General features: G+C 58.8%; 7 protein-coding genes and 1 pseudogene. 3 read left to right on the top strand and 5 right to left on the bottom strand.

The features are described from left to right. Positions 1 to 316: pseudogene (locus tag VNZ93_RS16725) on the top strand (hypothetical protein); the annotation flags it as partial. 573 nt (positions 317 to 889) lie between these two features. Continuing rightward, entirely contained in the window at positions 890 to 1,684 is a 795-nt protein-coding gene (locus tag VNZ93_RS16730) for a response regulator transcription factor (protein WP_325707522.1), read from the top strand. A gap of 276 nt (positions 1,685 to 1,960) precedes the next feature. Here VNZ93_RS16730 and VNZ93_RS16735 read toward each other — a convergent pair whose 3' ends face one another. The 5 genes from VNZ93_RS16735 to VNZ93_RS16755 form a co-directional block, all read right to left on the bottom strand. Then, positions 1,961 to 3,304, bottom strand: a complete 1,344-nt coding sequence (locus VNZ93_RS16735) for an HlyD family type I secretion periplasmic adaptor subunit (RefSeq protein WP_325707525.1) — start codon at positions 3,302 to 3,304, stop codon at positions 1,961 to 1,963. A gap of 15 nt (positions 3,305 to 3,319) precedes the next feature. Beyond that, positions 3,320 to 5,584: a type I secretion system permease/ATPase gene (locus tag VNZ93_RS16740; protein ID WP_414710100.1), complete on the bottom strand. Its 2,265-nt coding sequence runs from the start codon at positions 5,582 to 5,584 to the stop codon at positions 3,320 to 3,322. 67 nt (positions 5,585 to 5,651) lie between these two features. Continuing rightward, the gene (locus VNZ93_RS16745; protein ID WP_325707528.1) at positions 5,652 to 7,577 is read right to left on the bottom strand and encodes a hypothetical protein; all 1,926 of its coding nucleotides are present in this window, start codon (positions 7,575 to 7,577) and stop codon (positions 5,652 to 5,654) included. A gap of 123 nt (positions 7,578 to 7,700) precedes the next feature. Next, on the bottom strand, positions 7,701 to 8,516 hold the full coding sequence (locus VNZ93_RS16750) for a hypothetical protein (RefSeq protein ID WP_325707531.1): 816 nt from the start codon (positions 8,514 to 8,516) through the stop codon (positions 7,701 to 7,703). Between the two features lie 481 nt (positions 8,517 to 8,997). Beyond that, the gene (locus VNZ93_RS16755) at positions 8,998 to 10,848 is read right to left on the bottom strand and encodes a GNAT family N-acetyltransferase (protein WP_325707534.1); all 1,851 of its coding nucleotides are present in this window, start codon (positions 10,846 to 10,848) and stop codon (positions 8,998 to 9,000) included. A 989-nt stretch (positions 10,849 to 11,837) separates the two neighbouring features. Here VNZ93_RS16755 and VNZ93_RS16760 point away from each other — a divergent pair. Next, positions 11,838 to 13,076 carry an ABC transporter substrate-binding protein gene (locus tag VNZ93_RS16760; RefSeq protein ID WP_325707537.1) on the top strand — a complete coding sequence of 413 codons (1,239 nt, stop codon included), beginning with the start codon at positions 11,838 to 11,840 and terminating at the stop codon, positions 13,074 to 13,076. The last annotated feature ends 24 nt before the right edge of the window (positions 13,077 to 13,100 follow it).

Raw genomic sequence — 13,100 nt, forward strand, 5'->3', positions numbered from 1 at the left:
CATTCGAAACGAGTTCAATCACTGTATGTACACGGTGAACGCGCGCGGCGACATCACACACACACACTCGATCCGCATCGTCGAGACGCGCAAGCAATTGCAGTTTGGCGATGTGAAGCCGATGGACGACGCGCGAATGAAGGAGATGATCGAAACGATTCAGGGCTTGAAGAGTCTCAATCGCGAGATCTGGGATTTTCTGCCGAAGCTCGAGCAGCATCTCAATCGCACGAATGGCGATCCTTCGTCGAGCAGCGCGGCAGATGACACTTCGACCGAACGAAAGCAGAAGAAGTCCAACAACCAGAAACAGTAAAGACCGACCGCTGCCCGCTCGCTAGCGTCCGCACAATTTTGGCGCGATCTTCCTCACAAGGTCGTGTTTGAGACATATTTTTCACCAAATTGCCAAAAAATACTGTAATTTTATCAACAGCTTGAAAAGCTCACGTTTTCGACGTGGAAAGTGCCTTTTTGTTGTGACCTTGGAACCCCGACAATACCAGTAGGTGTCAGTAAATTTTGTGTCCCGTACCAGCAGGGAAAGGGCTGGCTGTGAAACGCGTAGCGTCGAGTTTGCGTGTGCAAGTGCGAGAACGATCACCTCAACGGTGTTCCCCCGCGACGCGGACTTCTGTTGTCTCCATCTCCGGTCATAACGTTAATCTCAACATAAAAGACGGGTTGCAGGGCAACGTTGCCGGCAAGCCGGTTATATGTGTCGCGCTGCGAAGCAGAACGCTTTGCGGCCATAAGACTCCTAACAAACATACCGGAATGGCGTTCAGATCCACGTGCCACAAACGCTGGCGGGGGTTTGAAACGGCTTTTTTGAACGAGGAAGAGAGCATGACACGCGACACGAGAGCGATAGTTAGGGAGCGCATTCATGGTACCGCGTACAGGTTCAACGACCCGGCCGACGTCTCGAGCAGAGATTGATCCGTCTTACGAAACTCCTGCTACCATTTTGACCGGCAATCAGCTGGTCAATGGAGACGCACTTTTTGCTGACCAGCAGACCGCCGCGATCGTTGTCATTGAACAGCGGCTCCTTATTCGCGATTGCCTGGTCAAATGCCTGAGGGAAATCGACCTCGGCTGCACCATTCTCTCGTTCGGCAGTATTGAGGAATGGCTGGAGACGGCGGGCCAGTATGTCCCGATCCTCATTCTGTTCAGCCTTCAGACCCAGAATGCCGATGATTCTGAAATTGGCGAGAATCTCTCGCGCCTGAATGGCAACAAGACCGGCGCGCCGGTCGTCATCCTCTCCGATTCCGAAGACACCAGCCGCGTCGTTTCCGCGCTGAAATGCGGCGTCCGCGGTTACATTCCAACCAGCGTCACGCTGAACGTCGCCCTCGAAGCTATGCGGCTCGTGGGCGCCGGCGGCACATTCGCCCCAACCAGCGCCCTGCTCGACTCCCGGGCACCAAGCGCGTCGACGCCACCGCATTACGATGTAAGCAAGAAGGTTCTTTTTACTGCGCGTCAGCTCGCAGTGCTCGTCGCCTTGCGTCGAGGCAAGGCCAACAAGCAGATTGCATATGAGCTGAACATGCGCGAAGGCACGGTTAAGGTGCATGTGCGCCACATCATGAAAAAGTTGCGTGCAAGGAACAGAACGGAAGTCGCAATCATCGCGAACGATATGTTCGCCACCCCGGATCAGACGTCCTAGCGCCATTTTTTCGAATCATAGAGGGCCTCGTTGAGTGTGCCATGCAGACCTTATTCGAGCTGCACTCATAATTTGCGTCCCAACTGCCCCCATGCGCTGCCGCCCGTCCCCTGCCATCCGATCAAGTAATTCCGAGGACTACCCCTCCCTGATCGTCAGTCACGCTCCTCTTTGAGAGGAGGGGCGGCTGGCTCCAGGGGGGAATGGAGCCAGCCACTTGATCCCGTGCTTGGAGGTTGGGGCTAGGGGAAAGCCGGGATCAATCTCGTTGAGCCTTCAGTTCTCGCGGAACGCCCGGGCCATGCTGTCCCGGATCGGTCGCGTGACGTATTCAAAGAAGGTCCGTTCACTGGTGGTGATGTACACCTCAGCCGGCATGCCGGGTGTCGGTGTAAAACCTGGTATCGACGTCGCTTCCTTCGGATCGAGTGCGATCCGCGCAAGATAAATGTCGCTGGGGGATAACTGCCCGCCCTTCTTCTCATCGGGAACGGCATCCGCCGAAACGTAGACCACATGTCCGCCAATCATCGGCGTAAGCCGTTGATTGAGCGCATTGAGGCGGACCATCGCGTGCTGTCCCGCTTTGACGTGATCGATATCCTGCGGGCGGATGCGGACTTCGATGATCACCTCCGTCTGCAGCGGCAGAATTTCCATGATGTTCTTGCCGGCCTCGATGACGCCGCCAGACGTGTGATAGCGAAGCTTGACGACGACGCCCTTCACCGGCGCGACGATCTGCATGCGGTCAAGCACGCCACGCGCGGTTCGAATGCGCTCGCGCACGTCGTTGAGCTCCGCTCGCACGTCGTGAAGCTGTTCGGCTGCTGTCTTGATGGCTGCCTTGCGCGCTGCGGCGATCTGCTCCCAGCCGCGCGCCATGCGTTCTTTCGCATCGCCCATTTCGCCCTGAAGACGCCCGAGTTCTCCCTGCAGGTTGGCTTCGGAGCGCTGCAACGCCAGCAATTCCGGCTTGCGCACGAACCCGCTTTTCAGCAACTGGGTTTTGGCGTCTATTTCCTCGCCGAGCAGCCGAAGCTGTTCTTTCACGCCGGCCATCTGCAGCCTTGAACCCTCCACGCGCTCCTGGAGCGCATTGATGCCGTCCTTGATCGTTGCGATTTCACTCTTCAGCGACTGTCGACGCGCCTCGAAGGTGAGCCGCTGGCTCTCCAGGATGGGGCCGATATCGGGGTCATCCGCAGCCGCGAGAACCTCGGCCGGCATTTCGAGTTCGTCCTTCTCTTTCATCTCGGTTTCAAGGCGTGCCGACATGGCCTGAAGGCGCGCAAACCGCAGCTCCAGGCGACGCAATTCCGCCTTCGGCGTGGTGTCATCGAGATTGATCAGAACCTGCTGCGGCTCGACCCTGTCACCTTCACGCACCGCGATGTCACGGATCACCCCGCCTTCAAGGTGCTGGATGATCTTGTTCTGCCCGGTGACAACGAAAACACCCGACGCGACCACCGCACCCGCAATCGGAGCGGTACCGCCCCATACGCCGAAGCCCAGCACAGTCGCCGCAAGCACGACGGCACCAAAGAGCGTGTGCATCTTTGCCGACCGCGGAACGCTCGCGTACCACATCTTGTCGCCTGCTGTACCGTATGACATGGCTAGCCCTATCCGCTACGAATCCATCATTGGCGCATCATCGATCGGCGACTTGCTGCCGTTCAGCGCCTTGCCGTTGGCGAGAAGCGGCAGAAGTTCGTCCCGCTTTCCGAACGCCTGGACGGATCCGTTGTTGAGAATCATGATCTTGTCGACGCTTCGCAGAAGCGCCGGACGCTGTGTGATGGTAACGACAGTCAGGTTGCGCTTCTTGGCGCGAAGCAAAGCATCCGCCAAAGCACGTTCACCGCGAGAGTCGAGGTTCGAATTCGGCTCGTCCAGCACGATCAAGCGCGGATTGCCATAAAACGCGCGCGCCAGTCCGATCCGCTGCTTCTGTCCGCCGGACAGCGGGCTGCCGTCGATGGCGATTTGCGTTTCGTAACCTTGTGCGAATTCCGATATCATCTCGTGGACGTCAGCCATTTCCGCGGCATCGAAGATCGCGTCGTCAGTCGCATCTTCCCGCATGCGTGCGATATTCTGCTTGATCGACGCCGGGAACAGTTGGACATCCTGCGGGAGATAACCAACGCTTTCACCAAACTGACGCGGATCCCAGTTGCGCAGGTCCATCATATCCAGCCGCACGTTGCCGGCGGTCGGCGATATCGATCCGACGAGCATGCGCGCTAGCGTGGATTTTCCGGTGCCTGACGAACCGATGATGGCGAGTGACTCCCCCGGATCGAGCTGAAACGTGACGCCGTTCAGGATCACTTTCTTGTTCGGCGGCGGAACATACAGCACGCGTTCGACATTGAGCCGGCCCTCCGGACGCGGCAGGCGGAGGCGCGCCATGTTGAGAGGAGAATTCTGCAGGAGCGACTTGACGCGAGCGTAAGCGGTCCTGGCCGAAACGAAGCTGCGCCAGCCCTCGATCGTGCCTTCAAGCGGCGCAAGCGCGCGGCTGGCGACGATAGACGCAGCAATGATCATGCCGCCCGTCACCTGACTGTCGAGAACGAGCACGGCACCCCATGCGAGGATCATGACCTGCGTCAGGAGACGAAGAAACTTCGACAGGCCCGTCATGATGATGTTGCGGTCATGACCCTCGACCTGAGCTTTGAGGGATTCGACGGTCTCTCTGCCCCAGTATCGTACGCCCTCGGGGATCATGCCCATCGCATTGACCACCTGAGCATTGCGGGCCATCGATTCGGCCTGAAGATTGGCACGCGTCGCATAGGCATTGGCCTTGGCGAAAGCGACCGCGGTCACCTTCTGATTAAGCAGCGCAATAACAATGAGCAAAAGTCCGGAGGTCGCTACGATGAATCCGAGTTGCGGCTGGATCAGGAACACCACCAGCAGATAGACCGGCGACACCGGAGCATCGAACATCGTCAGAATGACCGGACCGGTGATGAATCCGCGCAGTTGCTGCAGATCAGCCACGGTCTGGAATTCGCGTATCGATCCGCTTTGCGCCGACTTTGCCGCAGCGCTGAGGACGGGCGCGCCGAGCTTGCTTTCCGCCTCGACCGCGATGCGCATCAGGATGAAGCGCCGCATCATATCGAGCAGAACATGCGAACCGATCGCACCGATGACTACAATTGTCAGCATGATCAGCGTGTCGGTGCTGCGACTGGTGAGCACACGATCCGACATATTGAAAAGGTAGATCGGAATGCTGAGGAGCAGGAGATTGGTCGCTACCGAGAAGATTCCAACGGTAACGAGATTCCGGCGGCACACCGCGAGACCTTTTCGCAAGACCTCTCGGAAATCGCTGTCCTCTGATCGCTGCTCGAGAGGGGCAGATCCCTTACCACCGCCACCTCCATTTCCGGCGCTGGTGGGCGCTTTCGGCGGACGGCCGCTGCCGTTCGCACTAATCTTTGTATCCAACCCGGATTTCGCGGACACAGCCGCGCCCGCGCCAGCAGCACCTCCATTGGGCTTGCTCTGGCTCTGAGATTCCCATGCAGGTTCAACGCCCGCTCCGCTCGAGGCCTGCGGCTTGACCGGCGCGCCGGATGGCATGGCATCTTTCGCGGGTACGGCCGCTTGCGATGTCTCTCCGACAACGGGTCCGACAAAGGCGGCTGCAGTCGCCTCGACCAGCACGCGCGCGTCGTGTTCAACGGTGCTCAGGCGGTCGCGCAGGGAGACGATCTTGGCCTTGGGCTGCTCACCCTGCGTCGCATTCCTCATGGACGTGGCTTCATAGGCCTCGAAACCATTCCTTTCCGACTCCTCGGCAGCATCATTCGATGCAAGGTCTGGATCGCCCGAATCGCCGTAACGCGGATCCCGCTGATCTCCCTCCATCACGCCGTCCCCTTATCAACCATTGTCTGCCCTTTCTCCGGAACGGTTGGGCAGGCGTTCTTGAGATTCAGGTCAAAATGCTTGCGAGCGTATCGTCGGGCACGATCGGCGCCCGGATATCGGTGACTTCCTCGGCAGGACATTCCTCGCCGGTGAACGCCACAATTTCGGGCACGAGCGCCGAGGGATCGCCGAACGTGATCTTGTCGTTGTTCTCGCCGACGAGGTTTCCCTGGATCAGGATCGTGTCGTGATAGACGTCACCGCCAACAAACGACGATGTCGCTCCGACATCCACGATGATGGCTTCGTTCGTCATGTGATTTGCGCCGGTCGAAACCGACTGCGTCAGGCTCCCATCGCCCGCGATCGCGGCTGGCGGCGTTTTCGACAGGTACTGAACGGCAGTATCCGCATCCGCGATGACGTTTGTCTGCCAGATCGCGTTGATGTCGTAATAGTCGCCGGTGACGTAGAGAACATTCAGTACGCTTGAGCCGTTGCCCGGGACATACCAGCCATAGGCCGGGCTGAGCGAACTCTGCTCTTCGGCAAGTGCGGTAACTACGCTCTGCATGTCTTCGGTCGGCTTTTGGAAGACATTGTCGCCGTAGTTGATGATCCTGGCCTCATTGAGCAATTCATTTGCGCCTGTGCTGACCGACTGATCGGCGACTGCCGATGCGTCGCCTGAGGCGGCCGCTTTCACGACGTCGGAATCGAGAAGGGCATTGTGTTGGAAAATCCAGTTTGCGCCGTGATAATCGCCGCCAATGACGATCAGGTCGTACTTGATATCGCCGTCGCCGATCTTGGCGACGTTGAGCTGTTGGTTCTCGCCAAGATGGGCTTCATAGTGCGTCTGGCTGGTGCTCTGGACGGACACATCGTTATCCCGCAGGACGTTCTGCTGAACGACGACATTGACGTCGTAGAAATCGCCATCGACTACCCGCACATTCCAGAACTGCCCCGCATAGAGCACCGGAATGCCGTCATACGGCCCAGCATGTTGCTGGAACTCAGCAATGTTGTCCGTGGTCGTGCCGCCGGCAACGATGTTCTGGACCTTGTTTGAGGAAATTTCGATCGTGTCGTTGTCAACGTACGAGTTGGTCTGCACCACCGCATTGGTCTTGTAGAAGTCGCCCAACACGACCATCGTGTTCGAGCCCTCTTTGAAATCTGTGATCAGCGCACCATTGGTGGCCTGGTTGCCGCCAAGGAGAGCCCACTGCCCTTTCAACTCGTGATTCAGTTCTGGCACCGGATCCGGCTCAACCGGGTTGGTGTCCGGTGGCGGATCCGTCAGCACACCATTCACATAACGGCCCGGCTCGATGGAATGCGGATTCGGATCGCCGCCTTCTGCCATATGGCCGTCACGTGCGACGACGAACTCCACGATCGAGGAGGTACTCGCCTGCGACGCGGGAAGATCATCCGGCACCGCATCCTTTGCCTCAGCGAGAAGCCGCTCCAGAGTGGCGTCCGCGTCGACTTGATTGAGGTCCTCGACACCGCTGCCATCGACCACTAGCAGCCGGTCATCGTCCAGCATGAAATTGTTCTGCTTGATGTCGGCCTGTTGCTGCTCGCCGCCGGCCCAGTACGTTACGGAGATATTCTGCGGCCCGTGCCCTTCCGGTCCGAGAAAGATCGGAAAATCCTTTCTGGGCATCGACGTGCGGCCTGCGCGGTCCGCGTCATAGTCGGTCTCCTCGATCGCCGGCAGGGCCCGCATGGGATTACCGTGCAGCAACGGATCGAGGATGGCTTCGGACGGGGCGGGAAGCGCAAACGGGATTTTGTCTGTGTCGAATTCGTCGAGATCGTTCTTTGCCAGGAAGTCCTTGAGTTCCGCTGTGTAATCGTCAGGACGCACACTGATACCACCCTGCTCGTACACAAAGCGGTTCTTCATCACCTCTTCGATCTGATGGAAGTATCCGGCAAAGTAGGCGATCTGTTCGGTAACGCCGCCAGGAACCATTGACGCCTCCTGCTACCAGGTGCCGGCACTCATCGGCCGGACGGAGCCTTGGGTCTTCGATCCCATCTTCATATTTGTCGGAAAGGGATGGCCCGCGCGGCGAACCGCGCGGGCCGGTATGCGTCAGACTGGTAGAGTGTCGGTCAGATTGTCGCCTGCGACCGTCATCTCGATGCTGTTGAACTGGATGTTGGCGCCCATGACGATGTTCTGGGTGAACGCCTCCTGGCTCACGATCGCATCAGCGCTTGCGGTGAGACCGTCGCCGAACGTCGACCCGTCACCCTTCATGTCGAGCTTCGGATCGTCGAACTTGACTTCGCCGCCCTCTGCCTTGACATCCCATTCGAACTTGCCGTCGTCCGCGGACACCTTCGGATCGTACAGCTTGTCGTTATCGACCAGGTTGTTGACCTGATCGATATTGAACTGGTTGCCGTCGCTCAGAGACTGATTGACCACATCAGGCATCACCACGCTGCCGGCGATGTGTTCGATCTTGTCGATGTCGATGATGTCATTGTCCTCCGGCAGATAGCCGGTCAGATCCAGATCGACCTTCACGTCGACATCCACATCGACCTTGTTCTCGACGTGGTTCTCGACCTTGTTGTCGATTGAGTTCTCGACCTTGTTGTCGAGCTTGTTGTCGACGTTGTTGTCGACCTTGTTGTCGAGCTTGTTGTCGATTTCGTTGGTATTTTCGTTCTTGTTGTCGTTCTTGTTATCGTTCTCGTTGTCGTTCTCGCTCTTGGAGTCAAGGCTCTGAACGGCGAACTGGAACTGCCCCTGACCCTGCGCCTGGCCTTGGGCCTGACCCTGCAATTGTGCCTGCAGCTGATCCTGATCCTGCTTCTGATCCTGATTCTGCTTCTGATCGTCTTCTTCCTTCGGCGTGGGATGCGTTTGCTTCGGCGGCTGGTTATACCTCTTACCCATAGTTGTAGCTCCTGTTGGCATCAGGAGCATCGGGTCGGTCTGAAATCGCTGATCTTCTGCGTCTGCGATGCCAAACGTGCGACGATGCTGCTGTGCGATGACAATGATTACGCGTTAAGTTGAGCTTTGATCGCCCGGTGATCCGGCACCCGCTTCGCAAGGCACCCGGCTTCGAGGCGACCGAATGAGGTGGTCGGTTCGCGTTTCTGTGGGTGGCGCCTCCTTGTCCTGTTTCTTCTGTTTGCAGCCCGGTTTTCAGGAGCCAAACGCAACGTGCTTCGAAAACCAGAATGCCGTGCAAGGTTGTCGAACCGCGCTCGCTCCGCATAGATGAACGATGGAGTATGGGCGTACGCTTTGGAGTACGACGATGCTCTTTGGTGGTAGGCGCCCAGCGGCCTCATGCGAGAAGAAGGGCCCTGCGCGCGCACTCGCCACGGCCGGAACGGCCGTGGCGCAATGCACAAACGAATGAAGAAGACTAAGGCCGCGCCTCGTAGGCAGGCCGTTGAGCGACTGCACGAACCGGCGGCATAATCGACGCAAGGCGCTCGACAACGTCCTTGTAATCCGGATCGATCTCCGCTGCGCGACGATAGCTTTGTTGCGCCCCTTCCACTTCGCCACGGGCAAGAAGAATCTGGCCAAGGCCATAATGAGCCTGAACCACGTCCTCCTTCATCTTGATCGCCTGCTGATAGCAGCGCGCCGCGAAATCGGTAGCGCCGTCCTTACTGACCTTGTCGCCGAGAGCCGCATTCATCTCAGCGTAGCGCTCGATCTGCTCTGGCGACAGCTTGCCCAGCATGAAAAGCGTGTTGGCGCGGCTGACTTCTGCTTCGATATTGTCGGGCTTCAGCTCGATCGCCTTTTCGAAGGCGGCGACAGCCTCGTCAAACCGGCGCTGTTTGAACAGCAGACTGCCCAGCTTGTTATAGGCGTTTGCAGATTGCGGATTCGTGGCAACGACTTTTTCATAGGCCTTTATCGCGTCCGGTACGCGGTCGCGCGCCTCGAGGGTTTGCCCGAGCCACATCCATACCTTTTCGGACTGCGGCCTCAATTCCGTCAGCGTCACGAATATCCGCTTCGCCGCGCCGTGCTTGCCCTGGAGGGCAAGCAACTGGCCGAGGCAATAGAGCGTCTGGACATGCTTCGGGTCTGTGTCGAGGATCTGGCGATAGCCCCGTTCCGCCTTCGCGAGGTCGTTTTGCCTGTGCAGCTGGGTTGCGCGCTCGAAGACAGCAGGCACGCTCTTGGGCATGAGCTTGTCACCCAGATTGCGCTCGCTTCTGGTGCTGACCGCGAAGCACTTGATATGCCGCTCTTTGGCGCCGAACGAATATTTGTAACTCTCGTTTCCGCGAAGAAAATCGTAACTCTTCATGCCGAGGCTGATGGCATGGCGAATGCTGTGTGCATGCAGGACGAGCCCCGGCGGCGGATCATTGAACGACTCGTCGCGCCCCGCGAGGTAGAAATGAATGGCCTTTTTCCGCGGGTCGATGAGGCTGGCGAGCCCGCCAAGCGGTTCGTCGCCGCGCCAGAGCATCGGCATGAAGAGATGATCGGCCTCGCCGCACCGCTTCAGCATATTGTAGTTCGAGCTGAGGATGCTGGAGAGCCTGTCGCCTTTTCGGGCGCCCCACTTGGCGACCCAGAATTTCAATATGATCTTGAGATCGCGTTCAAGGGTTTCGCGATCCGAATGTGTGATCCGGAACGTCGGATCGGCCTCGATCTGCCGCAGGAAGCGCCGCAGCTTCTGCCGCATGTTCGAGCTGGTGGATGTCGCGAGATATTGATCCCAGTCATCCGGAAGCGAGACTGCGGGGCAAATGCAGTTGTTGATATTGTCCCGCTTGTTGATGCGCGTTCCCTCTCGCGTCTCAAAGCGCTTGTCCGAGAAATTGGACAGAAACATGCGCAGCCTTGCCGGTGTCGTGCGGATATAGTCCAGATTGATCCTTCGCCAATGCATGCGCTTCACATGGCGGGCTAGCGCGCCGATGGCGCGCTCTTCAAATTCCGGCTTGCAGATGAACCCGGTATAGTCGGCCGCGTAGTTACCGGTCATCGAGATTTCGTTGTAGAAACCCGTTCGCGGGTCTTCACGCAGCCGCCAGCGCAGCGGAAAGAACGCCACATAATCTGCATCTTCGGACGGCTTCACCGCGAGAATAACCCAAGGACCCGACAGCATCGGGATCCATTGCGACAACCACGTCCAGGACAAAAAGAATTGCGCGTCCGGATCCGCGTCATAGACGTCTTCCCAAACAGGCTTCAGTCGCTCGAAGGACGCAAAATCTTCGATGACATCGATCAACATCACGCGCTCCCTCGCAAAAAGCGGTTAGTCGCAAAACTCCTCTTTCTCTACAAAACTGTAATCGGAAACGTGCCGGTCTGTACGGCTTAGCGCGCTACATCAAAGGCGTATCGGCCGGAAGGCGTAGTGCTGGCGACGCCGCTCCGCGGGCATCCTCCGTCCGGCTAATCCTTTCGAGGTACGAAACCGTCTGACAGTTAAATTTTTCGTTCGCGGGGACGACTCCGACACGGTTTCGTGTCGGCACATTTTTGACATGCGCACGTGTTTCATTGACCTCGTTGACGTTCAAAAGATCGCCGCGGAATAAACACGCAAGAACAGGACGCGGCGACGTTCAACGATCAGACGGCGCGAGCACGCGGATCACAGCTCACGCAGGCGTGAGTTCACCGGCTTGTGTCGCACACCGCTGGAACGCGGCAAATAACAACGGATTAATCGGACAATCACGATGGAGGGGTCCATGACCGAGCGACCTACACTTCTTGGCCGAGCTGACCCGCTAGGTCACGTCTATCTTCCCGAAGGTCACGGAGATACACATACCGCGCAGTGCGGCTGCGTCCTGGATCAGGCCGCGCGGGAGGAGCATGACGTCGATACCTGCCTGCGAAGCGCGAAATCTATCGTTCTGTCAGCGCGTTCTCATATCCCGGTGAAGCTGTAATGGGAGCGGTCGCCCCCTGTCCGCTGGAGCGCCTGTCGATGCGACGGTCCCGCCTTCGGCTGGCGGCGTAACTGCCGATTGACGCCATCTCGCCCTGCCGGGCCGACATGCTCCGACGCTGCAACGGCGCGCGCTCCCGGCCGTCTCGGGCACCCGATGCGGCTCGTCGGGACAAAATCGGGTATCGTCTCCCCCAATCAGACGACGAGTAGATGCCGGCCTCAAATTTCGCTTCATAATTTCCGCGAGCATTGCGATGCTACGGCCGGGCCGCATCCCAAAGGCCGTTAGCGAATTTCAGCATCTGGAGGCAATCAGCATGAGCAAAACGGACAAGTCGCAGGGGTCTCGCCAAGGCCTGTCACGCCGTCGGCTGATGGCCACTGCCAGCTTCGCTGCCATGGGCCTCGCGATGCCGGGCGTCCTGCGCGCCCAGGGCCAGCCGGTCAAGATCGGCGTCCTGCACCCGGTGACCGGACCGCTGGCCTACGAGGGCGAGCAATGCCGCCGCGGGGCTCTGCTCGCGATCGAGGAGATCAACGCCGCCGGCGGCATCAAGTCGATGGGCGGCGCCAAGATCGAGGCGGTGCTCGCGGATGCCCAGTCCAAACCCGAAGTCGGAGCGGCGGAAATCGACCGGCTCGCGGAAGCGGGCGTGGTGGCGGTTCAGGGGCCGTACGCCTCCGGTATCGCGCTGGCAACCACCCAGGCCGCCGCCAAGCACAATCTGCCGCACCTCGTCGACGTCGGGGTGGTCGACGCAATCGTAAACCGGGGTCTGCCGAATACATTCCGGTTCGCGCCCGGCTTCGGCAAGGTGACCTCCTTTGCGCTGGACGCGCTTCAGAAAATCAACGCTGCCGCTGGAAATCCGGCAAAGACAGTGGTGATCGTCCACGAAGACGGCGCGTTCGGCTCCGGCATGGCCAAGCTTCTGAACGAGCGCCTGCCCGGCCTCGGCTTGCAGGTGCTGCAGACCCTGAGCCACCCCACCCCGCAGCGCGACTTCACCAATATCGCCCTGCAGATCCGTCAGGCCAATCCGGACCTGATCATCCCCTCGAACTACAAGAACGACTTCATTCTGATGTCACGCACCCTGCAGCAGCAGCGCGTAAAGCCGAAGGTTGCCACCTACGCGCTGCTGGGCGGCGCCGCATCGAATATCGGGTTCGCCAAGCAGTATCCGGAAGCGGCCGAATACATCATGGACTGCAATCACTGGTATAATCCGACCAAGCCGCTGTCGCAGGCCTTTGCGAAAAAGGTTGCCGAAAAAGGCTGGGAGTTGACCTACGAGGTCATGCTCAACTACGCCTGCATGCGGTTGCTCGCCGATGCGCTTGAGCGTGCGGGCGCGCCGGATCGTGCCAAGGTGAACGAGGCGCTGGCCTCATCCACCTACAACGATCACATCATGCCCTACGGCCCGACCAAGTTCGAAAAGGGCCAGAACATCGGTGCCCAGCCGGCAAACACGCAGATCCTCAAGAGCAATGTCGAAGTCATCTACCCGCAGGAATTCGCGTCAGCCAAAGCTGTCTTCCCGCGTCCGTGAGGTGCACGTCGCATTGAACCTGCG

The organism is Pseudorhodoplanes sp. (assembly GCF_035565795.1).
Taxonomy (GTDB): domain Bacteria; phylum Pseudomonadota; class Alphaproteobacteria; order Rhizobiales; family Xanthobacteraceae; genus Pseudorhodoplanes.

What these genes read in the sequence shown, in the direction of transcription:
- VNZ93_RS16735 (WP_325707525.1), bottom strand. Translation starts at nt 3,304, where the DNA reads ATGTCATACGGTACAGCAGGCGACAAGATGTGGTACGCGAGCGTTCCG.
- VNZ93_RS16750 (WP_325707531.1), bottom strand. Translation starts at nt 8,516, where the DNA reads ATGGGTAAGAGGTATAACCAGCCGCCGAAGCAAACGCATCCCACGCCG.
- VNZ93_RS16730 (WP_325707522.1), top strand. Translation starts at nt 890, where the DNA reads ATGGTACCGCGTACAGGTTCAACGACCCGGCCGACGTCTCGAGCAGAG.
- VNZ93_RS16760 (WP_325707537.1), top strand. Translation starts at nt 11,838, where the DNA reads ATGAGCAAAACGGACAAGTCGCAGGGGTCTCGCCAAGGCCTGTCACGC.
- VNZ93_RS16740 (WP_414710100.1), bottom strand. Translation starts at nt 5,584, where the DNA reads ATGGAGGGAGATCAGCGGGATCCGCGTTACGGCGATTCGGGCGATCCA.
- VNZ93_RS16755 (WP_325707534.1), bottom strand. Translation starts at nt 10,848, where the DNA reads ATGTTGATCGATGTCATCGAAGATTTTGCGTCCTTCGAGCGACTGAAG.
- VNZ93_RS16745 (WP_325707528.1), bottom strand. Translation starts at nt 7,577, where the DNA reads ATGGTTCCTGGCGGCGTTACCGAACAGATCGCCTACTTTGCCGGATAC.